The organism is Sunxiuqinia sp. A32 (assembly GCF_052690465.1).
Genome location: NZ_JBQYLI010000002.1, coordinates 182,981 through 207,785, shown reverse-complemented (window position 1 = coordinate 207,785; position 24,805 = coordinate 182,981). Strand labels below are relative to the sequence as shown.

20 protein-coding genes are annotated in these 24,805 nt (G+C 37.5%); 10 read left to right on the top strand and 10 right to left on the bottom strand.

Features of this window, described 5'->3' with window-relative positions; all coding sequences use genetic code 11:
- Nucleotides 1–9: 9 nt before the first annotated feature.
- The 3 genes from ACUNWD_RS02825 to ACUNWD_RS02815 all read left to right on the top strand — a co-directional run bounded on the left by ACUNWD_RS02825 (nucleotide 10) and on the right by ACUNWD_RS02815 (nucleotide 6,196).
- Complete coding sequence (locus ACUNWD_RS02825; protein WP_445586248.1) at nucleotides 10–1,401, top strand: FAD-binding oxidoreductase; 1,392 nt, start codon at nucleotides 10–12, stop codon at nucleotides 1,399–1,401.
- A 195-nt stretch (nucleotides 1,402–1,596) separates the two neighbouring features.
- On the top strand, nucleotides 1,597–2,313 hold the full coding sequence (locus ACUNWD_RS02820; protein WP_445586247.1) for a 7-carboxy-7-deazaguanine synthase QueE: 717 nt from the start codon (nucleotides 1,597–1,599) through the stop codon (nucleotides 2,311–2,313).
- Between the two features lie 103 nt (nucleotides 2,314–2,416).
- The gene (locus ACUNWD_RS02815; protein ID WP_445586246.1) at nucleotides 2,417–6,196 is read left to right on the top strand and encodes a hydantoinase B/oxoprolinase family protein; all 3,780 of its coding nucleotides are present in this window, start codon (nucleotides 2,417–2,419) and stop codon (nucleotides 6,194–6,196) included.
- Between the two features lie 32 nt (nucleotides 6,197–6,228).
- Here ACUNWD_RS02815 and ACUNWD_RS02810 read toward each other — a convergent pair whose 3' ends face one another.
- From ACUNWD_RS02810 to ACUNWD_RS02800, 3 genes are all read right to left on the bottom strand, one after another.
- A complete protein-coding gene (locus ACUNWD_RS02810) occupies nucleotides 6,229–7,458 on the bottom strand; it encodes a hypothetical protein (RefSeq protein WP_445586245.1) in 1,230 nt (409 codons plus the stop codon).
- Between the two features lie 360 nt (nucleotides 7,459–7,818).
- Nucleotides 7,819–8,307 (bottom strand): 6,7-dimethyl-8-ribityllumazine synthase, encoded by a 489-nt coding sequence (gene ribH, locus ACUNWD_RS02805; protein ID WP_445586244.1) that lies wholly within the window; start codon nucleotides 8,305–8,307, stop codon nucleotides 7,819–7,821.
- A 71-nt stretch (nucleotides 8,308–8,378) separates the two neighbouring features.
- Entirely contained in the window at nucleotides 8,379–9,071 is a 693-nt protein-coding gene (locus ACUNWD_RS02800) for a tetratricopeptide repeat protein (protein ID WP_445586243.1), read from the bottom strand.
- Between the two features lie 186 nt (nucleotides 9,072–9,257).
- Here ACUNWD_RS02800 and recF point away from each other — a divergent pair, with 186 nt between their 5' ends.
- Both recF and ACUNWD_RS02790 read left to right on the top strand, forming a co-directional pair.
- Nucleotides 9,258–10,376 carry a DNA replication/repair protein RecF gene (recF, locus tag ACUNWD_RS02795; protein ID WP_445586242.1) on the top strand — a complete coding sequence of 373 codons (1,119 nt, stop codon included), beginning with the start codon at nucleotides 9,258–9,260 and terminating at the stop codon, nucleotides 10,374–10,376.
- Nucleotides 10,363–10,653, top strand: a complete 291-nt coding sequence (locus ACUNWD_RS02790; RefSeq protein WP_445586241.1) for a DUF721 domain-containing protein — start codon at nucleotides 10,363–10,365, stop codon at nucleotides 10,651–10,653. Before recF ends, ACUNWD_RS02790 begins: the two co-directional genes overlap by 14 nt.
- Before the next feature lie 4 nt (nucleotides 10,654–10,657).
- On the opposite strand, the gene ndk is transcribed toward ACUNWD_RS02790, so the two are convergent.
- On the bottom strand, nucleotides 10,658–11,077 hold the full coding sequence (gene ndk / locus ACUNWD_RS02785) for a nucleoside-diphosphate kinase (RefSeq protein WP_445586240.1): 420 nt from the start codon (nucleotides 11,075–11,077) through the stop codon (nucleotides 10,658–10,660).
- Between the two features lie 115 nt (nucleotides 11,078–11,192).
- Between ndk and ACUNWD_RS02780 the strand changes: the two genes are divergently transcribed.
- The 4 genes from ACUNWD_RS02780 to ACUNWD_RS02765 all read left to right on the top strand — a co-directional run bounded on the left by ACUNWD_RS02780 (nucleotide 11,193) and on the right by ACUNWD_RS02765 (nucleotide 14,427).
- Entirely contained in the window at nucleotides 11,193–12,233 is a 1,041-nt protein-coding gene (locus ACUNWD_RS02780; RefSeq protein ID WP_445586239.1) for a DHH family phosphoesterase, read from the top strand.
- A 3-nt stretch (nucleotides 12,234–12,236) separates the two neighbouring features.
- Nucleotides 12,237–12,749, top strand: a complete 513-nt coding sequence (locus ACUNWD_RS02775) for an FKBP-type peptidyl-prolyl cis-trans isomerase (protein ID WP_445586238.1) — start codon at nucleotides 12,237–12,239, stop codon at nucleotides 12,747–12,749.
- Between the two features lie 64 nt (nucleotides 12,750–12,813).
- Complete coding sequence (locus tag ACUNWD_RS02770; RefSeq protein WP_445586237.1) at nucleotides 12,814–13,332, top strand: FKBP-type peptidyl-prolyl cis-trans isomerase; 519 nt, start codon at nucleotides 12,814–12,816, stop codon at nucleotides 13,330–13,332.
- A gap of 33 nt (nucleotides 13,333–13,365) precedes the next feature.
- Complete coding sequence (locus ACUNWD_RS02765) at nucleotides 13,366–14,427, top strand: NUDIX domain-containing protein (protein WP_445586236.1); 1,062 nt, start codon at nucleotides 13,366–13,368, stop codon at nucleotides 14,425–14,427.
- Here the strand turns inward: ACUNWD_RS02765 and ACUNWD_RS02760 are convergent.
- The 6 genes from ACUNWD_RS02760 to guaB all read right to left on the bottom strand — a co-directional run bounded on the left by ACUNWD_RS02760 (nucleotide 14,413) and on the right by guaB (nucleotide 22,679).
- Nucleotides 14,413–15,987, bottom strand: a complete 1,575-nt coding sequence (locus tag ACUNWD_RS02760) for an OstA-like protein (protein WP_445586235.1) — start codon at nucleotides 15,985–15,987, stop codon at nucleotides 14,413–14,415. The genes ACUNWD_RS02765 and ACUNWD_RS02760 overlap by 15 nt on opposite strands.
- A 9-nt stretch (nucleotides 15,988–15,996) precedes the next feature.
- Entirely contained in the window at nucleotides 15,997–16,959 is a 963-nt protein-coding gene (locus ACUNWD_RS02755) for an AAA family ATPase (RefSeq protein ID WP_445586234.1), read from the bottom strand.
- A gap of 69 nt (nucleotides 16,960–17,028) precedes the next feature.
- Complete coding sequence (locus ACUNWD_RS02750) at nucleotides 17,029–18,378, bottom strand: peptidylprolyl isomerase (protein ID WP_445586233.1); 1,350 nt, start codon at nucleotides 18,376–18,378, stop codon at nucleotides 17,029–17,031.
- Nucleotides 18,379–18,384: 6 nt separating this feature from the next.
- Nucleotides 18,385–19,236: a hypothetical protein gene (locus tag ACUNWD_RS02745; RefSeq protein WP_445586232.1), complete on the bottom strand. Its 852-nt coding sequence runs from the start codon at nucleotides 19,234–19,236 to the stop codon at nucleotides 18,385–18,387.
- A complete protein-coding gene (locus ACUNWD_RS02740) occupies nucleotides 19,236–21,164 on the bottom strand; it encodes a peptidylprolyl isomerase (RefSeq protein ID WP_445586231.1) in 1,929 nt (642 codons plus the stop codon). Before ACUNWD_RS02740 ends, ACUNWD_RS02745 begins: the two co-directional genes overlap by 1 nt.
- 42 nt (nucleotides 21,165–21,206) lie before the next feature.
- Nucleotides 21,207–22,679 carry an IMP dehydrogenase gene (gene guaB / locus ACUNWD_RS02735; RefSeq protein WP_445586230.1) on the bottom strand — a complete coding sequence of 491 codons (1,473 nt, stop codon included), beginning with the start codon at nucleotides 22,677–22,679 and terminating at the stop codon, nucleotides 21,207–21,209.
- Between the two features lie 159 nt (nucleotides 22,680–22,838).
- Between guaB and ACUNWD_RS02730 the strand changes: the two genes are divergently transcribed.
- The gene (locus ACUNWD_RS02730; RefSeq protein WP_445586229.1) at nucleotides 22,839–24,746 is read left to right on the top strand and encodes a RecQ family ATP-dependent DNA helicase; all 1,908 of its coding nucleotides are present in this window, start codon (nucleotides 22,839–22,841) and stop codon (nucleotides 24,744–24,746) included.
- Nucleotides 24,747–24,805 lie beyond the last annotated feature (59 nt).

The window sequence follows — 24,805 nt, the reverse complement described above, 5'->3', positions numbered from 1 at the left end:
ACAATCAAAATGGTAGCTTATGTAAAAGATTTGGATAGTTCATCTATTGATGAATTTGCCTCAGGGATAAGAGGTGCAATCGTTCTTCCCGACGATCCAACGTACGATGAAACACGAAAAGTGTTTAATGGGATGATCGATAAACGTCCTGGAATGTTTGTGAAATGCGTTGATGTTGCTGATGTAATATATTCAGTGAATTTTGCCAGAGAAAACAATTTGTTGGTAGCCGTTAGAGGTGGCGGTCACAATGCTGGCGGATTAGGCCTATGTGATGATGGATTTGTCATAGATTTGTCTGGGTTGAAGTCTGTTCGTGTTAATACGGATGATAACACAGTTCGGGTTGGAGGCGGAAATGTTTGGGGTGAAGTAGATCATGCTACCCATCCGTTCGGTCTGGCTGTTCCTGCTGGAATCATTTCAACTACCGGAGTCGGTGGCTTAACCCTCGGTGGAGGAGTAGGACACTTATCACGCAAATATGGATTGACGATCGATAACCTGCTTGAGGCAGATATGGTTTTAGCAGATGGTTCGTGCGTAACAGTAAATGCAAATCAACATGCAGACTTGTTTTGGGCCATTCGCGGTGGTGGCGGAAACTTTGGCATCGTTACGTCTTTTAAGTTTCAGGCTCATCCTGTAAAAACTGTTTTTGGAGGCCCAACATTGTGGCCAATTGAAAAAACGGAAGAAATCATGCAATGGTACCATGAATTTATCCATCAGGCTCCTGATGAATTGAATGGATTTGTTGCAACACTCATCATTCCCGGCCCACCATTCCCAGATTTTCTGCATGGAAAACAATTTTGTGGAATCGTATGGTGTTTTGCAGGTGACATGGACAAGGCAAAAGACGTTTTTGAACCGATTCATGAAATGGATCCACTTTTTGAGCATGTTGGTGAGATGCCGTATCCAGCCATTCAAACTTTATTTGACGGTTTATTGCCTCCCGGCATGCAATGGTATTGGCGAGCTGATTTCTTTAAAGATTTAGGGCCCGAAGCAAGAAAAAAGCATTTGGAATTTGGTTCCAGCATTCCTACACCTCTGTCTCAAATGCATTTATATCCAATAAGTGGTGCTGCTTCAAGAGTGGGTAAGGACGAAACCCCATGGGCGTACCGAGATGCTAATTATGCCGGAGTAATTGTTGGTATTGATCCGGATCCGGCTAATGCTGAGGTTATAACAAAATGGAGTAAAGATTATTTTGATGCTTTGCATCCCTATTCATTAGGTGGCGCCTATTCAAATTTCATGATGGATGAAGGACAGGAGCGGGTGAAAGCCAGTTACCGTTATAACTACGAAAAACTTGCGAAGATTAAAAAGAAGTATGATCCGAATAACTTTTTCAGAGTCAACCAGAACATTGTTCCAAGTAACTAGATAACACTGCATTTAAACACAATTAGTATTGTAAAATAGAAATAGGCTTTAGTTAGAATTCAGAAAATGCCCATTGTGTGAGAATCAATAAATTCAGAATTTTTCACCAATCTGGATAGTTTCACACAATGGGTTACAATTATTAAGTTGTATTTTCGCAGCTGAAACTAATCGAATTCAGTTTTTATAGATAGTATGCTTACGCTTGCAAAACTTAATAATAAGCCTGAAATTTTCTATTCTATTCAGGGGGAAGGCAAGAATATAGGGAAACCCTCTGTATTTGTGCGCCTTTCGAATTGTAACCTGGATTGTGTCTGGTGTGATACTGCCTATACCTGGGATTGGAAAAATCCGGCCTACACCAAATCGGAATTTCAGATTAGTTTGCAGGTTCAGTCAATCGTCGATTTGATTAAAAGCTGTAGATGCAAAAATATTGTCATTACAGGTGGCGAACCTATGGTGCAGCATAAACAATTAAAAAGCTTATTTAAAAGTTTGAAGACAAGCTCACCAGATTCTCATATTGAAATTGAAACTAACGGGACAATAATTCCTCCAAAAGATTTTGATGAATTTGTGGATCAGTACAACGTTTCAATAAAACTAGCCAACTCTGGGGTTAATTTGGAGCGAAGAATCGTAAATAATGCGATTTCTTTTTATTCTGACACCAATAAATCAAATTTTAAATTTGTAATTGACCAGCAATCCGATTTAGACGAGGTTTTGTCATTAGCAGAAAAATATAAGATTTCTTCAGACCGGATTTATTTAATGTCTCAGGGGATTAGCAGAGATCAATTAATTAGCAAGCAACTATGGTTGGTTGAGATCTGTAAAAAGTATGGATTTAACTACACAGATCGATTGCATATCCATATTTTCGGACGAAAGCGTGGTGTTTAATTTTTGCTAAAAGACATTCCAATATAACCCCTAGAACCTCACTTCAACGCTATTTGTTGTATTTTAGTCAGATTACGACAAACGAGTTTATTTGATTCTTGAAATGACTAAAAGATATTTTCAGCTATTTGTTGATACCGGAGGAACGTTCACAGACTGTATTGCCATTGATCAGGATGGTAATGAACATCGTAGAAAGGTTTTGAGCAGTAGTAGCCTGCGAGGAAAAATCATCGACCAAGTATCTGAAAATTCCCTCAAAATAGAGGAATCTTGGGAACTTAAACGGGACATATTGCAGGGGTTCTCATTTCGAATGCTGGATGGTTCTGAAAGCATTTATACCATTGAACGTTTTGATATAAAAAGTAAGCTCCTTCAATTGTCAGGTTCGTTAACGTTCGAAGGATTAACAAAGGGACAAAGTTTTGAAATCACTTCATTTGAAGAAGCACCTGTGTTAGGAGCCCGTTTAATTACAGAAACCGCTTTAAATGAAACTTTCCCGGATTTGATATTGAAACTGGGCTCAACCAAAGGCACCAATGCATTATTGGAACGCAAAGGAGCGAAAACGCTTTTTATAGCCACAAAAGGCTTTAAAGATTTATTGAAAATCGGCAACCAGGCACGTGCTGATATATTTGCCATGAATGTAATCAAGCGAAAGCAACTGACTTCGCAAGTTCTCGAGCTTAGAGAACGAATTGATGCAAAAGGGCAGATTCTAGAGGATTTGGATGTTGAAGATCTGAAAAATCAACTAGGTGAGATTTCAGAAAAAGAAATTGATTCGGTGGCTATCACATTGATGAATGCCTATATTAATCCCAAGCATGAGAAGCAAGTTAGCGAAATTGTCCGATCAATAGGATTTAAATATGTTTCTGTTTCCGCCGAATTGTCCCCGCTAATCAAGATCGTTCCCCGCGCAGAAACCACAGTGGCAAATGCCTATTTGGCCCCAATTATTCATAACTATATCAATAATATCAGCAAAAGTATTGGCAACTGTCCATTCCAGGTGATGACCAGCGCCGGAAGTGTTTTGGCGGCGAGTCATTTTCAGCCAAAGGATAGTTTATTGAGTGGACCGGCTGGCGGAGTTGTGGGTGCGTCAATTATTGGGAAACAGAGCGGATATGATCAGTTGATCACCTTTGATATGGGAGGTACAAGTACAGATGTTTCTCGGTATAGCAAGGATTTTGACTATCGTTTTGAGCTGGAGGTTGGAGATTCGCAAATTAATAGTTCATCGATTTCTATTGAGACGGTTGCTGCAGGTGGAGGTTCTATTTGCGGATTTGATGGATACAAATTATTCGTTGGGCCAGAAAGTGCAAGTGCTTTTCCCGGGCCTGCTTGCTATGGTGCAGGAGGGCCGCTTACAATTACTGATGTCAATTTGCTTTTGGGTAGGTTGGATGCATCCCGATTTTCAATTCCGGTTTTTCCGGAAAAAGCAGAGCAGTGCTTGACAGATTTGATGATTCAAATTGAGGACAAATCTGGCACAAAACAATCGCGAGAGCAGATCCTTTATGGTTTTATCGATATTGCCAATGAAATAATGGCTGGAGCCATTCGTAAAATTTCCATTTCAAAAGGATACGATCCGAAGAATTTTTCATTGGTAGCTTTTGGGGGCGCTGGTGGATTGCATGCCTGTGATATTGCAGAAATACTTGGAATGAAAACGATCTTGCTTCCCAAAGACGCTGGTTTGCTAAGTGCTTTTGGAATTGGCAATGCTAGAATTGAGCGGTTTGCTGAGAAACAAATTCTCACCGGACTGGCTGAAATCAATTTAAAGTTGAAAGATCATTTTGTAGAAATTGAAGCGAATGCAAAGTCGCTCCTTTTACAGGAAGGTTTTTCTGAAAATCAAATCTCTATTCGTCAGCGAATGGCATTTTTGCGTTTTAATGGGCAGGATAGTAGCCTGGAAATTCCTTATTCAGACAAAGAAGACATAGCTTCAAACTTTCATGAGCAATACCAAAAGTTATATGGACATCAAGTTGAAAATCGTTCTATTGAAGTTGAAGCAATTCGAGTGATTGCCTGTGTTGATTCAAATGACGGACCATGCAAAAAAATAGAAACAGAAACGTACAAGCCGGATCCAGCATATCTCAACAAGGATATTCCTGTATATATTCGGGAGGATTTAAATGAGGGCGCTGAATTTTTAGGGGAAGCGCTTTTTCTGGATCACTATGCAACCACATTTCTAAAATCAGGATGGAATTTGAAAATTGATTCCAGTGGTACCGCAATTATATCCAAGGTAGCTTTTGGCGAAACAGAAAACCAATCACAAACAAGAGAAACGGAATTAGAATTATTTGCCAACCGTTTTATGGCAATCGCTGAAAATATGGGAGCACTGCTTCAACGAACAGCTCTTTCCGTGAACATTAAAGAACGTTTGGATTTTTCTTGTGCTTTGTTAGATGCCAATGGTGGTTTGGTTGCGAATGCCCCGCATATTCCGGTTCACCTGGGCGGATTGGGTGTATGCGTTAGAAGTTTACTGCAACATTTTACGTTTGAAGAAGGGGATACAATTGTTACCAATCATCCTAAATATGGTGGTTCGCATTTACCTGATGTTACTTTGGTTACACCCGTATTTTATAATGGGCAAAGAATAGCTTTTGTTGTCAATCGTGCTCATCACAGCGAAATTGGAGGAATCAGTCCGGGGTCAATGCCGCCAAATGCTCAAAACTTAAGTGAGGAGGGAGTTGTCATTTCTCCTTTTTACCTGATTCGACAGGGAAAAGTTGATTGGGATGGGATGAAATCAATACTTTTGAATGCACCTTTTCCGACCCGATCAATTGAAGAGAACTTGGCGGATCTCAATGCGGCCATTGCTGCCAATAAAAATGGTTACGATGCAGTAATCAGTTTGGTAGAACAGCATGGCGTAATTACTGTGTGCAACTATTTTGATCTGTTGCGAAAACATGCTTCAGCGAAAATGCAGGCGACACTCAAAGGTTTTCCAAATGGGGATTATTCAGCTTTGGAATCCTTGGATGATGGTTCGCAATTACAAGTTTCCATTCAATTGCGCGATGGGAAATGCAAGATTGATTTTTCAGGAAGCAGCGATGTACATTCGGGCAATATGAATGCCACTAAAGCAATCGTTCACAGTGTGACCATATACGTGTTAAGGCTTCTTTTACAAGAAAATATCCCTTTAAATGATGGACTGCTTGAACCCGTGACCATTGATATACCAACGGGTTTGTTAAATCCGGAGTTTGATGATGATCCTGCCATGTGCCCTGCAGTTGTTGGAGGTAATGTTGAAATAAGCATGCGATTAACTGATACTTTGCTCAAGGCTTTTGGTGTGATGGGAGCCAGTCAGGGAACAATGAACAACACCTTATTTGGTAATGATAAGTTTGGCTACTATGAAACCGTTTGTGGAGGTTGCGGCGCGGGAAATGGCTTTAATGGCGCCAGCGCTGTTCATCATCATATGACAAATACACGAATAACAGACCCGGAAATAATGGAACATCGCTATCCCGTTCGCCTTGGTGAATTTAGCATTCGGAATGGATCAGGAGGTGCAGGAAAATGGAATGGGGGAGACGGAGTCAGGCGTAAAATTACTTTTTTGGAGCCTGTGAATTTATCCGTTTTAACTCAGCGGAGAAAGACTGGTCCATATGGTCTTAATGGTGCTGAAGACGGAAAGACAGGGATTCAGAAAGTTATTCGTTACAATGGAGATGAAATTACGTTGGATTCTATTCAAAATATAGACCTGCAAGCTGGTGATCAGTTTATAATCGAAACACCAGGAGGTGGAGGTTTCAGTAGTCAGAATAAACAAAACGATAATCTTAAATGATTTGACAGTTTTAAATAAGCGTCTTTATTTTACTATTTAAAGGTGTGTCGAAAAATATCGTACTGAACACTAACCGTCCATTGTTTTTGTTTAGAGCCTCTTTTATACAAATTTTGTGTAATATTATTATCGGAGAATAGGCGGGTTTCTATAGCTAGACGCCCATAGCTAAGGCCGATTCCAAAAAAAGTTTTTATAGCCGAGTCGAAGCTATATGAAAAGTCTGAATTAAGAATTAATTCTGATTTATCCAGAATGAAATTTGGAGAAGCTCCCATTTCTGCATATATCCGACCCTTAGGAAACAGTTGCAGGTAATACCTTACCCCAAAGGGAATATCAATAGAGTAATAATCCCAAATGTACCCATCATGTGTTGTTCTTAACAAGTAATCAGTATAATCACTATAATATGAAGCATAATTAGCCCCTGCAAATACAGCTAGTCTATTATGATTAAATGCAAAATTATATTCCACTTCAAGTCCATACCCCAATGATTTCTCTTCTTTAAAATAAACTAATTCAGAATCATTAAAATCTTGAATACTGGAACTGAAACTATTTCTATTCAAGAGAGCACGGACAGTAATTCTAGGTTTCGGATTACTTGCCACCATATTTTCTCCAACCTGGAAGTGCTCTTTGTGATAATTGTCGAAAAAACGTACAAGGCTATTTTTTGTGTATGTTAATTTTCGCAGCTTACTTTCGTCTTCAATCTTAAATGCCTGGATCAACTGTTGTTTATATGTATTGTTTTCAATGGTATTCTCAACCAACCCTGGAGTTACTTCCACCAAATATTTTTTATGATATAATAATTCGATGGTTGACGGACCAGTACGATAATAAAAATAAGTTTTCCCTTCCTCATAAAACGAATATAATGAAGCCAATTCCCCTTCATACAATACATTTAGATATGCATGCCCCTCATCCCATTTTGGTTCCTTTTGAGCATCTTCTGCTCTTTTAATACGTTCATCAGATCGATCTATTTGAATAAGCTCGCGCACGCACTTCACTTCATTATAAATACCAAACTCTTTAATTTTTGCCAGGTCCATTGCGTTGAACGTTTTTTCATCTGGAATGCGGTATTCATAACTATCTACAGCTTCCCATACGCCTGTGTTGGTTACAATACACTCTGTTCTTGCACCATCATTATTAATAATGTATCCATTAACTTTTTGTCCATAGCTTACAATTGATAGAAGTAAATATGTTGCTAATAAAAAGTTCAGCTTTCTGTTCATGGCGTTTTAGTCCGTTAAAGTAGAGTTAATTATATGACTGAATTTATCTGTTGTAATTTACCGTATTATATATTCATTCATTGTAAGTCATCTCAATCTTACATCTTGTTACGGGTAATTAAAAAATACGCAATATATATTATATATAATTAACTATAAAACGATTTATACAAAATTTTATGAAGACCATCAATTTCATGATAAACTGGTAGCATGGAGGGATGAGCCTCCAAAAAAGACAATTTATTGTACAGTTGGTAAATCAGAAAAAACCGGAAGTGGGTGGAGTAGAATAAAAGATTAAAAAAAAGGTCATCTGTCTGCTGACAAATGACCTTCAATATATTTTTGATTCTGTTTTTAGCTTTTCAGCTCATTCTGAAGAGCAATCATTTTAATGGCAGTAATGGCAGCTTCATCACCTTTATTGCCTAATTTGCCACCTGCACGATCCAAAGCTTGCTGTTCGTTGTTTGTGGTTAAAACACCAAAAATAAAAGGCTTATTGTATTTCAGGTTTAAATCAGTAGTTCCCTGAGTTACTCCATCACAAATAAAATCGAAATGACGGGTATCTCCTTGAATAACGCAACCAATTAATATAATAGCATCTACTTTTGAATATTCTGCTAAAAACTGTCCGCCCAATGGTAATTCAAACGTTCCTGGAACATGTTTAACAATGATGTCTTCATCTTTTACGCCATGCTTTTTTAGCGTGTCAGAAGCTCCCTGTGCCAGTGCACCGGTAATTTCATAATTCCATTCTGCAACAACAATCCCAACTCTCATCCCAGTTGCTGCTGGTACAGAATCAATATCATATGCTGATAAATTTTTTGTAGCCATCGTATCTATTTTTTTGTAAAAATAAAAAATCCCCTCGAAAGAGGGGATTTAATTTATGATTTGTCAAAATCCTACTTTTCAAGTTTCATTTCCGCACGGGCAATGTACTTGTCAATTGTTCTCCCTTCAGCCGTGGTAGGATAATCTTCCTTTATCGTATTGTATAGTTCTAAAGCATCTTCTGTTTTACCATCTGCCTCAAGCAAGGTTGCGGCTTTCATCATGTAAATTGGGGTAGTAAAATCGTTGTTAGAATAACTATAAGCTTTTTGGTATGCAGAAAGTGCATCATCGGTTTCACCAAGTTCAGTATATGCATCACCAATAGCTCCATAAGCAACGGGAGCTAATAGGATATCTTCTGTTTCAAAACTATTCAAGTATTCAATGGCATCTTCGTATTGACCCATTTTTAAGTAAGAAACTCCTGTGTAATACAATGCAAGGTTTCCTGCTTTTGTCATGCCATAGTCTTCAATAATGTCTAGAAAACCCAGGTAGTTTCCATCTCCATTGATGGCCAGGTTAAACGAATCTTTTTCAAAATACGTTTCAGCCATGAACATTTGTTCTTGTGCATCTACTTCGCGTGGCTGAATGTATAACTTGGTAAATCCCAAATAAGCTGCGACAATTGCAACAGCCACTCCAACAACAATCGTAATTACTTTCTGGTTGTCCTCGATAAACTGTTCTGTTTTCGTCAACGCGCTTTCAACTTCTGAAAAACTGTCTTCGTTTTTGATATTTTTATTCTTTGCCATTTTTAAATAAGGTTATTCCAAATTTGTGACGCAAAAATATAGTTTTTTATAAAACAACTGTTAGAAATTACCTATAAAATTAAATATTAATCAACACATTGCTGTTCATTGTTGTGCTTTCGACAGAAAAAGGTTCTTCAGGCATTTTTTTATTTTTAGCTTTGTTCAATCAAAGAATCACTATTCATGTACATCGAACAATTATCACTAGTCAATTATAAAAACTTGCAGGAGGTTGATTTACAGTTCTCAGCGAACTTGAATTGCTTTATTGGAAACAATGGTGCCGGCAAAACTAATTTGATGGACGCCATCTATTATTTATCGTTTTGCAAGAGTTTTTTGAATTCTATTGATGGATTAAACATTAGTCACGGAGAAGATTTTTTTGTTGTTCAGGGGAAATATCATCGACTTGAAAGTGAGGAAAACATTTATTGCGGCTTAAAACGGAACCAGAAAAAGCATTTCAAGCGTAATAAAAAAGAATATAAGAAGCTCGCTGAACACATTGGTTTGTTGCCATTAATAATAATCACTCCATCTGATATTGATCTAATAATGGGAGGAAGTGACGAACGCCGGAAATTTCTGGATGGTTTGATTGCTCAATATGATCAGGTATATCTTGATCAATTATTAAGGTATAACAGGGCTTTGTTGCAGCGGAATAAACTGTTAAAGGAATTTGCTGTCAATAGGTATTTTCAAGAGGAAAGTCTGGAGGTTTGGAATGACCAGCTAGTTTTGTATGCAGAGCAGATTCATCAAAAGCGAGTGGAGTATATTCAAAAATTGCAGCCTGTTTTTCAGCAATACTATGAATTGATTTCTTCGGGTAAAGAGCCTATTCAGCTTCAGCACCAGTCGCAATTATATGATGATGATTTTTCCAGCTTATTAAAGAATTCGATTGCAAAGGATCGGGCGCTTCAATATACATCGACAGGAATCCATAAAGATGATATTCTATTTATGCTGGGGGATTATCCAATTAGAAAGTTGGGATCTCAAGGGCAAAAGAAAACTTATTTGGTTGCATTAAAACTCGCCCAGTTTGATTTTATCAAGCAAATGGCAGGAATGACTCCAATATTATTGTTGGACGATATTTTTGATAAGCTGGATAAAAATAGGGTAGAACAAATTGTCAAATTGGTCGCAGATGACCATTTTGGACAAATTTTTATTACAGATACTAATCGTGAGCATTTAGATCAGATAATTACTGAAGTGGAAGCTGATTACAGAATTTTTCAGGTGAGTGACGGAAAAGTAAGTGAGACTAGTTATGAGAAAAAGTAATACACAGAAAATAAGTGATGTTCTGAAAGATTATATCAAGGAAAATAGCCTTGAGAGGAAGCTGAGCGAAATGGATATCATTAGTTTCTGGGAAGAATTGCTGGGCCCAACCGCTGCCCGGTATACTCTTTCATTAAGAATATCGAATGGTACTTTATTTGTAAAAACCAGTTCACCGGTTTTTCGTAATGAACTAATCATGATGAAAGAGGAAATTCGTTCTCGATTAAATCAAAAAGCCGGATCAGAAATAATTCGCCAGATTATTTTTAAGTAAGTGGTTAAAACCGCTCAACTTTTGAGAAGAAAAAATCGCATTCTATTTTTGCATTCTCATCACTGTCGGAACCATGAACTGCATTATGTGATTTTGATTCTGCATACAACTTGCGAATGGTTCCTTCTTCTGCATCTTTGGGGTCGGTAGCACCTATTAATTTACGATAGTCGTTTACTGCATTGTCTTTTTCAAGAATGACTGCGACAATTGGCCCGGAACTCATAAAAGTTGTTAAATCTTCATAAAAAGACTTTCCACGATGAATTTCGTAAAACTCACCAGCCTGTGCTTTAGATAGATGCATGTATTTCATGGCTTTTATTACATAGCCAGCTTCGGATATTTTATGGAGAATTGCTCCGATAAGATTACGTTTTACAGCATTAGGCTTAATCATTGTAAGTGTTTGTCTTCCAGTCATAAGCGGAGTTTTAGTTTGTGGGTTGAAATTCTTAACAATTTAAAAAATTAAATCCCGAAAATTAAATCCGGGAAGCATTATTTTTATATTTGTACTTTCATAAAAATTAGTAGTATTGAAAGTAATTGACACAGAAATAATTAACAAGCTTAAGAGCCATTTGTTGAAGGCTGACGGACAAATAGTTATTGTCCCTCACGTAAATCCCGATGGTGATGCAATAGGTTCGGCGCTTGGTTTGGCAAGAGTTCTTAAAAATTCAGGAGCAAATGTGCAGGTGGTTTCACCGACAAATTATCCGAATTTTTATAATTGGATAGTTGGAAATGAGGATGTTATTGTTCATTCTTCACACAAGAAAAAAGCGAAAAGTGCGGTAGAGAATACCAAGTTATTAATTTGTTTGGATTTTAATCATCTTTCAAGAGCTGGTGATTTGAAAGAAAGTGTTGAAAGTTACAAAGGACCTTCGGTTTTAATTGATCATCATCCGAATCCGCAGGCTTTTACCGAGTTAATGATTTCGCATCCTGAATGTTCTTCCACTGCAGAATTAGTTTTTCAGGTTGTTAAATTGCTTGGGCTACAGCAATTTGTTGATAAGGATGCCGCTGAAGCATTTTTCTGTGGAATAATGACCGACACCGGATCTTTTGATTACAACGTTTCAGATCCTCAAACATTCCAAACGATTAGCGAATTGCTTGAACTTGGTATTAACCAGGAAGCAATTCATTCAAGGGTTTATGACAATTATTCAGCTGATAGAATGAGGTTGATGGGATATTGCCTGAGTGAATGCATGGAGGTTTATCCTGAGTATCATGCAGCGATGATTTATCTCACCAAAGAAGTGCAAAAAAAGTTTAACTTTGTGCCCGGTGACAGTGAAAGTTTTGTTAACCTTCCGCTTTCAATCAAAGGTGTACATTTTAGCACATTGTTTACGGAAAAGGATGATCAGGTGAAAGCATCATTTCGTTCCAAAGGAGAGTTTGCTGTGAATGAGTTTGCCGGAGAAAATTTTAATGGAGGCGGACATCGAAACGCAGCCGGAGGAGAGGTTAAAACATCCTTAAAAGAAACGCTTGATTTATACAGGTCCCTGTTACCTGCATATCAAGATAAATTAGTGAAAACAAATTTAGATTATTAAGCCATGATAAGATTAGTTACATCAATAAAATTTGCTGCAGTAGTAGGCTTGGTTTTAGGCCTTGCATCTTGTTTGGATAAGGAAAACCCGAACGAAGTAACTTATTCACCAGAGAATGAGGCCGAACTGATCGATGAATATATCGATACAATGGTGAACCGAGGTTACGATATTGATACCACTGAAGTGGGAGTTTTTATTATGGAATTGGAGATGGGAGAAGGGGCTACCGTTCAAGTTGGAGATTCAATAGGTGTTAATTATATCGGATATTTTCTAACTGGTGGAGTTTTTGATGCATCAACAGAGCCGTATAAGTTTACATATGGCGTAGCAAACCATGTTACTGGATTTGATGATGCTATTTCTCTGTTAAATGTAGGTGCTAAGGGAGCATTTTTACTGCCATCTTCTCTAGCTTATGGCAGTAGTGGTTTCTATTCAATACCTCCATATACACCACTTATTTTTGAAATAGAACTGGTTGATATTTATAATAGTCAGCCAGCGAATTAGTTAACACGTTTTAGCAATAAAGTAGAAAATAGCACGTAAGTGTTTTGAGCTTAAAAAAATAAAAATGAAAAGGTACCTAGTTTTTTTATTGGCAATTGCCGGAATTATAGCAGCGATTTCATCTTGTAAGGAAGATAATAATCTGGATGAATTAAGAGCAGAAGAAGTTCGACTGCTGGAGGAGTATATTGCTGAGAATTATGCAGATGTAGAGCCCACTTCATCGGGTTTATATTATATTGAAACAGAAGAAGGTTATGGTGATAGTCTGATTAAAGCAGGAGACGAAGTTCAGATTTGGTATACAGGAACCTTATTGTCTTCGGGAGAAGTATTTGATAGTACTTCGGATACTTTAGGTCATCAATTTGAACCACTTAAATTTGTTGTAGGAACTGATGAGGTAATTACTGGAATGAGTGAAGGTGTTACTCATATGAGGCTTGGAGGCAAAGCCAGATTTATTATCCCATCAAATTTGGGTTACGGTGCATCCAGTTCCAGTACGACTGGCCTTCCAAGGTTTTCTACCTTAATATTTGATGTCGAAATATATAAGCATAAAAGATACGATAATCAATAAAATAATTGCCCGCTGATTGCGGGCTTTTTTTATATGCAAAATCAACGAATAGAGCTATTAAAGAAACTATTGCCGGGTTTTATTCCCCTGTTTGTTTTTATTGCAATTGATGAAATCTGGGGAACCCAGGCTGGACTGTATGCAGCGATTGCTATAGGTTCAGTTGAATTGGTATGGATTTACCTTCGTGAAAAGAGATTCGATCGTTTCGTGGTATTTGATACCCTTTTACTGGTTGCGTTGGGTGGCATTTCTATTTTTCTTGACAATGATATCTTTTTTAAACTCAAACCTGGACTCATAGGACTTATTTTATGTGCAATCCTTGGCATGTCTTCATTCTCCAAATTGAATATTATTGGCGCAATGACTCAACGATACATGAAAGGGATGAGTTTGTCCGAGGCACAAATGAATCATTTCCGAAGGAGTATGAAGCTGATGTTTTTTGTATTCCTTTTTCATACCGTACTCGTCTTTTACTCGGCCTTTTTTATGAGCGATGCTGCATGGGCTTTCATTAGTGGCGGTTTGTTTTATATTTTGTTTGGTGTCGTGTTTCTCTTTGAATTCATTAAGCAAAAAAGAACTCAAAAGAATTTGGAACCCGAAGAACAACTACCTGTTGTTGATGAAACCGGAAAAGTGATTGGTAAAGCTGCTCGCTCGGCCTGTCATCAGGGAGAAAAGATTTTACATCCAGTCGTACATCTTCACGTTTTTAACAATAAGAAAGCAATTTTTCTTCAGAAAAGACCCATGAATAAACTGGTGCAACCGGGCAAATGGGATACAGCAGTTGGTGGCCATATCTCGTTTGGTGAAGAGCTTGAAACTTCATTGAAAAGAGAAGCCTGGGAGGAAATTGGGCTAAAGAATTTCTCCGCAAAATTACTTGGCAAATATGTATGGGAAACCGAGCTGGAAAAGGAGCTTGTTTACACTTTTGTGAGCTATGATTACCAATCTATCAATCTTCATTCTGAAGAAGTGGAGGAGGGGCGTTTTTGGACTAGTGCACAGATTAAAAAAAATATAGGGAAAGGAGTTTTTACTCCAAACCTGGAACACGAACTAAAACTATTGAAGTTCTGATTTTATTTCAGGTTTTGTTAGTTCATTTTCAGCTTTCTTTTCAACCGGCAACGAAATTTCTCTGAATATATCTTCGACTCTTTTGGGTCTTATTTGATCGTACCATACAAATCCAGGCAATGTCGTTTCATCATCCAGCACACTGAATAAGGGTAAAAGTTGCCCCTCTGGTGAAGTTATAAACGCGATCTTTTTCACCTTACTTTCTTCAAGAAAAATCTGAATATTGCTACTCTCAGCCTTATTTAAACCAATAATTCCCTTTTTATCGCGAGCATAATATATAGATTGTCCATTTCCATCCACATCAATTTTAAACAGCTCATTGTTTCTGATGTAGCCAAGCATGTCTCGTCCCTTGATTTGGTTGAATTTTGTAGAATCTTCCATCGCAACAATAAAAGCCTGGCTCTCCATTTTTACTAAATCAGGACCATCGCTTTGTGTGATCATTTCTATGTAATCAGCAGTCATTTGATTATTCCCCGACCAGATGACCGGCGATTTATACAATTGAACTGTTGAATCTTTTGACCAGTAAACCATAGAGTCACATTTGCCTTGCATGCTCTCTCTGAAAAATTTCACTTTGTAGTAGGCAAGGATCAACTTTTCGTCCAGAATGGTGTCTGGAATTGTTTTTAACGTGTCGGCATGAAGAAACAATGTGTCTTTCTCACTATATAGCAAAAAGTGCGCAGAGTCCGTAACCAGTGCTGTTTCGGTTTGGTCGTTGTATTCAATTTTGTTCCCCCGGACAATCATTTTGTTTTCAATGTCATGAATATCGGCATTCCCAATAGCTAATCCGTCACCAGTTTCACGATTGTAAAAAATGGAATCTGCTTTGATATTTTGTTCGGGTGTGTTTATTAATGGATTCTTATACAATTCAACTTCTCCGTTACGACTATTATAAAATCCATCTTCGGCATACAATGTATTTTCTTCATCATTTATCATGGTAGGACCAACAATTGAAGCAATACCTGTTTCAGTATAATAAATTAACGTGTCAGAAGTAAGTGTGTAATCTTCAGTAACTGCTTTAACATCCGTTTTAAAATAAGCCTTGTCTAAATCGGAATAATATTCGCCAATTAAACTAGTAAGCGTATTTGTGCTATCTACAATTGTTCCATGATTATCATAGTAACCGATACTTTGCTCCATATCGAAGTCCATGGAGTCGGTCGTTAACGTAGTCGTTTTATTGATCAGCTTGACATGTCCCCGTGCTTTTGCCCATTTTAAATCTCCATCATAGTTTATAAAATCAGCATATAAATGGAGGGTGTCATCCTTTAAAATGTGTACGTTACCAAACGCATCAACAATATTGGCATTGGTGTAAGAATAGGCACTGTCGCACCACATTCGAACATTGTTATGTCGAAGGATCACATCGCCAATAAGGCGCTGTGCATTGGCTACAATCTGTTCATTAAATTCCAGGAATTTAGCTTGTTCAATGTCGACCTTTTTCTGGGATTGTCCATAAATTATTCCAGAATGAACAAACAATAAAATAAGGAGTAATTTGAATTTAAAATCCTTCATTGAAAAGAATTATAAAATTTCGTCAATTAATTGATCAACTGAAATGTTTTCAGCTTCTGCTTTGTAGTTTTTAATAATCCTGTGCCGAAGAATCGTTTTTGCAACTGCTTTTACATCTTCGATATCGGGCGAATATTTGCCAGATAAAGCCGCATGTGCTTTAGCTCCAAGAACAAGATATTGTGAAGCCCGTGGACCTGCACCCCATTTAAGGTACTTATTCGTTACAGAAGCTGCCAATTCAGTATCAGGGCGTGTCTTTGATGACAAGTTCACTGCATATCTCAAAACATTATCGTTTATAGGTATCTTAAGAACCAGATCTTGAAAATAGATGATTTCTTTGGCAGATATGATTTCCTGCAATTGTACTTGATGATCTGATGTTGTGTTTCTTACTATTGTCAATTCATCCTCAAATTGCGGGTAGTCCAGCCAAATTGAAAACATAAATCGGTCGAGCTGTGCTTCAGGCAGGGGATAGGTTCCTTCTTGTTCTATTGGGTTTTGTGTTGCCAATACAAAAAAAGGTTTATCCAGCTGATGGCGCTCTCCTGCAGCAGTTACCGCTCTTTCCTGCATAGCTTCAAGCAATGCTGCCTGGGTTTTTGGAGGAGTACGGTTAATCTCGTCAGCTAATATGATATTTGCAAATAAAGGACCTTTAACGAACTTGAATTCCCGATCCTTATCTAATATCTCTGTTCCAATAATATCTGAAGGCATCAAATCCGGTGTAAACTGAATTCGATTGTACTTCAATCCCAGCACTTCTGCAATGGTGTTAACCAGCAATGTTTTAGCCAATCCAGGAACGCCAATTAATAAACAATGTCCCCGGCTAAATAATGAAATTAAAACCTGTTTAATAATTTCATCCTGCCCGTAGATCTTTTTAGCGATCTCCGCATGCAGAAGTTCAATTCTATTTTTTAGAGCATCAACTGCTTCAACATCATTTTTAAAATCCACACGCTCAGTTTTTGTACGTTTTATTTTTTTTGAAGAAAACGATAACAATCGAATTCAAAAGAGAGTGTCTTATTTTATCCAACCACCATATTTGAAATTACAATTCACATACGAATCATCAATCGAAATATAGGTTCTTGATTGTTGTTTAGAGATCCATTCATCCATCAGCTTTTCTTTTTTGGATGCAAGATACATTTCACTTAGTGTTTGATAGTCTTCTTGCATATTGGCACGATGTTGCTCTGTACGGCTGATTAATTTGACGACTTTATAAACCGTTCTTTGCTTATCATCTAAGGTTTTGAATGGATCAGAGATTTCGTTTATTTTCAACCCGTCCAGTACTTTACTTACATCTGGATCTAAATCCTCTTTCTTCCATTTTGAAGACATTGTCATAGGGTTAATTGCAATACCACCGCTATTTCTTGAGTTTTTATCTCCTGAATAATGCATTGCAGCCCCGTCAAACGTAATGTCTCCAGTTCTGATGAAATTTGCCAAACTATCCAATCGGTCAAATGCTAATTGCATTGATTCGGGAGTTGGTTTTGGTTTCAGGATAATATGACGAGTATTTACTTTCTCACCTTTGCGATCAACCAATTGAATGATGTGATATCCAAATTCACTTTTTACAACATTGGAAACACGATCTCCTTTTAAGTTAAAAGCTGCAGCAGCATACGTAGGGTCCAATTCTGCACGTCCCATGTATCCAAGTTCTCCACCTTGTCCGGCAGAAGGTCCTTCTGAATACATTACCGCGAGCATTGAGAAGTTTTCACCATCTTCAACCCGCTTTTTGAAATCACGCAGCGTTGATTTAATTCGATTCTCTTCCTCAAGTGAAATTGTTGGGTACACTGTAATTTGAGCGTATTCTACTTGCGGCTCAATCATTGGAATTTCATCCTTTCCCAGATTTCTGAAGTGGTATCTAACTTCAGCAGGAGTAACTGTTGCTTCATCAACAATCTTTCCCTGCATTTGCCCGGTTAACGATTGATTCCGAATTACTTCTTCCAATTCAGACTTAATCTGAATAATTGGCTTTTTGAAATAATCTTCAACTGCTTTTTCAGATCCCAAATGTTGTACAAAGTATTGAATTCGCTGATCAAGACTTTGGTTGATCTGACTATCAGTAACTTCTATTGTTGTATCTAACTCTGCTTCAGCAAGCAATAACTTTTCAACCAGAAAATTCTCAAGGATTTCACATTTCATATCTCCATCTGAAGTTATCCCTTGTGCCTGTTGCTGAATATACATGTTTTCTATATCAGATTTCATGATGATGTTTCCTCCAACAACAGCAACCACCTGATCGATAATTTTATCTTGTGCAAACAGGATGTTTACATTTACAAACATCACACAAAACATTAAACCTGCTAATACTTTCTTAAGCATATCATTCTATTTTTGAACATTGAATATTTTATATTTATTACTGACTGTGCCCTCTTTGTAAATATCATCTTCTACTTGTTTCAGAAACTTTACTTTTCGTTGATTAAGCAAGAGGTTCTTAATTTGAGACTCTACATATTCCAAAGGTGCTGGTTCTCCAGCCAGTCGAAAATCGCGAATACAAATAAAGTAATAATAATCTGTATCGTCGCTTTCAACAAACTTGTTTCTCCTTAAAAATCTTTCCTGGTCGGGAATATCTGACGGAATTTGATTCAGGATATTCTCCATTTCAATCCATTTATCGTTAAAACGGTCATATGTTTTAGCATAACGAATACCGTAATCATCTAATTCAGCTAGTTTCTCAGGAGATTCATCCGTAGATAAATTCTTGATGGTTTCGGGATCTGATACTTCTAATGGGGTTTTAAGATAGATAGCCTTCACAATATTCTTCGACAAAATAAATTGCTGCTCATGCTGCTGATAATATTGTTCCGCTTCTCTATCAGACACAATAGTGTCCATTTTTTGAGCCATCAATTCTTTTTTATATCGATAGGTAATCAATGAATTTCGATATTCTTCCAGTTCCTTTTCCACGTTTTTCTGGTCAGCATTCAGGTTTTGTTCTGCCGCCCAAATAAGTAATTTTCTTCGCACCCAATTTTTTATAAAATCATCTGCCCACAGCGTGCTGTCAGCCTCTCCAAGCTCATTTGGAATGACAAGATCAACTTCATCTAAATAAAGGATCTCATCATGAACTTGAGCAATTGGTGTTCTTTCTTCCTGCTGATTACAACCAACAAGAATGAGCAATAAAATGACAATATAGAATGCGTTTTTATGCATTAAACCGGGTCGACTGATTTTATAAGTTTCTTATTGATTTTCACTTTGTATTTTTTTCGAAGATCTTTTATCCACAATTCTTCCAGATAATTTTGATAGTCTGAAATGTAAAGACCACGAGCTTCCTCCAGCGTTTTTGCTTCAGGAGCTATTTTATTTCCCCGAACAAAATGTAAGCCATCTTTATAGCCTTTGGGTTCAATATCATTCCATACCAGATAATCCACGAGCGGATTGTCTCCTTGTTCAAAAGCTCCTTTCTCCACTTGAATGCGATCTTCCGAATGCTGAGAAATTTGATCTGTCAGCTCTTCAATAGAAATTTGGCTGTCAGCTGATAAAATTTCGTCAACAAAATCTTTTATCTCTTGATTTGGACATTTAATAACCCACCCTTTAAATCTGTCTTCCCAAAGGTATTTGCCCTTATTTTTTTGATAAAATGCTTCCAGTCCAAGGGTGTCATTTGAGGCAGCAGACCATATTTTATCCTCCGAAATATTGAAAAGCAAGATACCATCATGGTATTCTTTCATTAAATATTTAAAATCCGGATGTTTTTGCTCCAATTGGCTGTCCTCGTAATTCACAAGTGTCTGTTCAACAAAATCTTGAAAATGAGTCTCTAATGAATTTTTAAGATTATGCTTATCTGTTGTTACTTTTTGCAGATACTTATTAAAATCACTAAATGTTACTTCATTTTCCGCATAATTAAAAAGGCATACTTCTGAATTGGCATTTATTTGATCCTGATCATTTTCGGAAATGAAATTGAAATATTTACTAAGTGCTTCTTCATTGAGTTTGAAGTGATACTCGTCTTTTAGCTTTTTAATGAATTGCTGTTTGCTATGTTTGCTAATCTCCGGGTTCTTCCTGATTTTATCGATTAGCTGTTGTTCAATCTCGTCAAAAGTTGGAATTGGTTTAAACGCAATTCGCTTAATAATATGCCATCCATAGGGCGTTTTTATTACTGGCGAGTAATCACCATTATTTTTTAAATCAAAAGCAGGTTGTGCAAACTCTGGGAGCATCCCCGCAGACGAGAACCAAGGCATTTCACCTCCTTGCGCAGCGGAGCGCCTGTCATCCGAAAATTCTTTAGCGAGTTTTGCAAAATCACCGCCTTTTTTTATCAATTCGGCAATACTGTCCATTTGCTGTTTTAGTTGACTGGCGGTCTCTTCGCTTGCATTGGCCGGTATTCTTTTCATGATGTGGGCAACTTTAATTTGACCCGAGGCTGGGCGTTTATCCATTACATGAATTAAATGGTAACCAAAGCGTGTTCGGACAGGCATTGAGACTTCGCCAACCGGAATTTTGTATGCAGCATTCTCGAAAGGAAAAACCATTTGAAAAGCCGTAAAATATCCCAACACTCCTTTATTGTTTTTAGCTGATGGATCTTCTGAATATTGAAAAGCTAAATCTTCAAAGTTGGCACCTTGCAGTACCTGGTCTCTCAATTTTAGTATTTCATTATATCTTGCCAATGTATCAGCAGGGCTGGCATTTTCATTCAATCTAAGCAATATGTGACTTGCCTTAACTTCTATTTTTGTGCGTTCATAAGCTTCTTTTACCATTTGATCAGAAAATTGCACATCTGTAAGATAAGGACGGGCTAATTCTTGTCGGTATGTTTTTAGTTCATTCACAAATGAGGCAACGGTGTCAAGTCCCAATTGCTCAGCTTCATGAACTTTCAATTTGTAGTTTATAAAAAGATCAATATACTCAAGAGGAGTTTTTTTCTCATCTTCATTTAATAAGTTTTGATTGTTTTTTTGATACAGTCGAACGAATTCGTCCATAAGAATCTTGTTGCCATCAATCGAAGCAACAACTTCGTTTTTGTTCTGACTATATGTATTTAATGAAATAGCTGTTACCAGCAATAAAATAGCACTTCGAAACATATCTCTATAGCTCAATAATCTGTTTAAAAAATAAAAATCGATTTAACGTGTGCTGTAGTTTGGCGCCTCACGGGTTATGGAAACATCATGAGGATGGCTTTCCTGGACCCCGGATGCTGTTATGCGGGTAAACTTGGCATGCATTAATTCTTCTATGTTTTTTGCTCCGCAATATCCCATTCCGGCTCGCAGTCCTCCAATCATTTGATAGAGTACTTCATAAAGACTTCCTTTATATGGAACACGAGCTGCGATACCTTCCGGAACCAACTTTTTAATATCATCTTCAATATCCTGGAAATATCGGTCTTTAGATCCAGCTTGCATCGCTTCTACAGAACCCATTCCTCTGTAAGACTTGAATTTTCTTCCCTGAAAGATGATCGTTTCTCCCGGCGATTCTTCAACTCCGGCAAAAAGTGAACCTGCCATAATTGAATTTGCTCCTGCTGCGATCGCTTTTACAATGTCTCCTGAGTAACGGATTCCACCATCAGCAATTATTGGTACGTCTGAGTCTTTCAATGCTTTTGCAACAGCATAGATGGCAGATAATTGAGGAATTCCTACTCCTGCCACAACTCGAGTTGTACATATAGAACCTGGGCCGATACCTACTTTTACAGCATCAGCACCTGCTAATACTAGGTCTGTTGCTGCTTCAGCAGTTGCAATATTACCAACCACAAATTCCATTTCAGGATATTTGGATTTTGCTTTTCTCAAGGTTTCCAGAACTCCTTTTGAGTGTCCATGGGCCGTATCAATAACAATTGCATCGACTTGTGCTTTTACAAGTTCATCAATTCTGTCGAACGTATCAGAAGAGACGCCAACTCCCGCAGCAACGCGTAATCGTCCTTTTTCATCTTTACAGGCGTGTGGCTTATCTTTTGCCTTAGTGATGTCCTTATAAGTAACCAATCCAATTAGTTGATTGAATTTGTCAACCACTGGAAGTTTCTCTATTTTGTGAATTTGTAATATTTCGGCTGCTTTTTCTAAATTGGTTGATTCTGTGGTATACACGAGATTTTCAGAAGTCATCACTTCCGAAATTGGTTTGTCCATATTGTGCTCAAAACGTAGATCCCGGTTTGTTACGATTCCCACTAACTTCCGATTGTCATCTACGACAGGGATTCCACCAATTTTGTAACTCTGCATAATTTCAAGGGCATCACCAACATTTTTTTCTCTCAGAATCGTAATTGGATCGTATATCATTCCATTTTCAGCCCTTTTTACCATCGTAACTTGCTTGGCCTGTTCTTCGATGGACATATTTTTGTGAATAACTCCAATGCCACCTTCCCTGGCTATTGCAATTGCCATCGTGGATTCGGTAACTGTATCCATTGCGGCAGTAACAACTGGCGTATTTATTTTAATATTTCGGGTGAAATAGGAGCTGAGATCCACACTGCGTGGCAATACTTCTGAATAAGAAGGGATTAGAAGGACATCGTCAAATGTCAAACCTTCAGATACTACCTTGTCATGATAAAAACTCATTGCAGATGTATTTATTCAATTACTTAAATGCCAAAACTACAAAAAATAACCGGATTAAGGTTTTACTTTTGCATTGCAAGTCTCCATTAAAAAATATAATTTTCATTAAAATTTGTTAAGTTGAATCTGATAGTTTAATGTCTAAGTTTTATTGATGATTTGAGTGAATTTAAATCCATATTGACCAGATACTGGGGATATCCTGAATTTCGATCGATGCAGGAGGAAATCATTAATTCTGTTGCAGAAGGGAATGACACACTTGGATTGATGCCAACTGGTGGTGGCAAGTCAATTACTTTTCAAGTTTATTCTCTTTCCAAGCCGGGGATGTGTATAGTAATTACTCCACTCATTTCATTGATGAAAGACCAGGTTGAAAATCTTTCAAGGAAAGGAATTAAAGCGTTAGCAATTCACTCAGGAATGACCATGCAGGAAGTAAATGTCACATTTAATAGTGCAACCTGGGGTGACTACAAATTTTTATATATTTCACCTGAACGCATAGCAACTGAACGTTTTCGGGAGCGTTTGCTGCAAATGAATATTAATTTAATTGCCATCGATGAAGCTCACTGTATTTCTCAATGGGGATATGATTTCCGTCCATCGTATTTGCGAATTGTTGAGTTAAGGGAACTTTTACCTGATGTGCCATTGCTTGCACTCACAGCTACAGCAACGACAAAAGTTGTAAAAGATATCCAGCAAAGACTTCAATTCAAGAAGGAAAATGTTATCCAAAAGAGTTTTTATCGGGATAACCTGGTCTATGTTGTTCGAGAGCGGGAAGACAAGCTTAATTATTTATTGCAGTCGGTGCAAAAGGTGAAAGGTAGTGGAATAATATATGTGCGCAGTAGAAAGAAGACCCGTGAATTGTGCGATTTTTTAAGAAAGAATAAAATATCTGCTGATTACTATCATGCAGGATTAAGTGGAGTGAACCGATCGAAAAAGCAGGAAGATTGGAAGCAGGGAAAAACAAGGGTGATTGTTTCAACAAATGCTTTTGGAATGGGGATTGACAAGTCTGATGTTCGATTTGTTGTTCACTTTGGAATACCCGATTCTCCGGAAGCATATTTTCAGGAGGCGGGCCGGGCCGGCAGGGATGAGAAAAAAGCTTTTGCCGTTTTGATCTATTCCAAGGCAGACGTTCTTGCTTTAAAAAATCAGGTGGAAAAATCATTTCCAACCGTAGATGTGATAAAAAGAGTTTACCAGGCACTTTGCAACTCGCTTCAGTTGGCTATTGGATATGGTAAGAATCAAAGTTATGATTTTCATATTGGCGATTTTGCATCAAAGTATAAAATAGCAATCACAACCGTTTTTAACAGTTTAAAGATTCTGCAGCGAGAAGGGTATTTGGAGTTGACTGAAGAAGTAGATAATCCATCACGGGTTCATTTTATTGTAAAAAGAGATGAATTGTATCGCTTTCAAGTTGCGAACTCATCTTTTGATGGATTTATCAAATTACTGCTTCGTTCGTATTCCGGCTTATTCACCAACTATATTGGAATTGATGAAGAAATGCTGGCCAATCGTGCAGGGGTGAATATCGAAGTCGTTTATCGCTTTTTAAATCATTTGAATTCCTTTAAGGTCATTCACTATATTCCCAGAAAAAAAGCTCCCTACGTAATTTTTACGAGAGAACGAGTTGAAATTGAGCGATTGAAGATAACGAAGGAAAACTATGGAGATCGCAAAAAGGAATATCAGGAGCGAATTGATGCAATGATTCATTATACCACTAATAATTTGAAATGCAGAAGTCAGTCGCTATTGCAATACTTTGGTGAAAAAGAACCAGTGCGTTGTGGAAAATGCGATGTTTGTATTGAACGAAATGAATTGGCTTTGAGCAAGTTGGAATTTGATCAGGTTGCCAGTCAGATAAAGGACGAATTACTGGAGCCTTGTTTCCTGGAAGAACTGGTTGAAAAGGTTGATGCTCCGGAAGATGACAAAATGAAAGTTATTCGATGGTTAATTGACAACCATAAAATTATCTACCGCATAGACAACCGTCTCGAATGGGCAGATGGAAAGTAATCAATGCCTCTCAAATTATTCATAAACAAAAATCTTATTACTTTTGCATCAAAATCTTT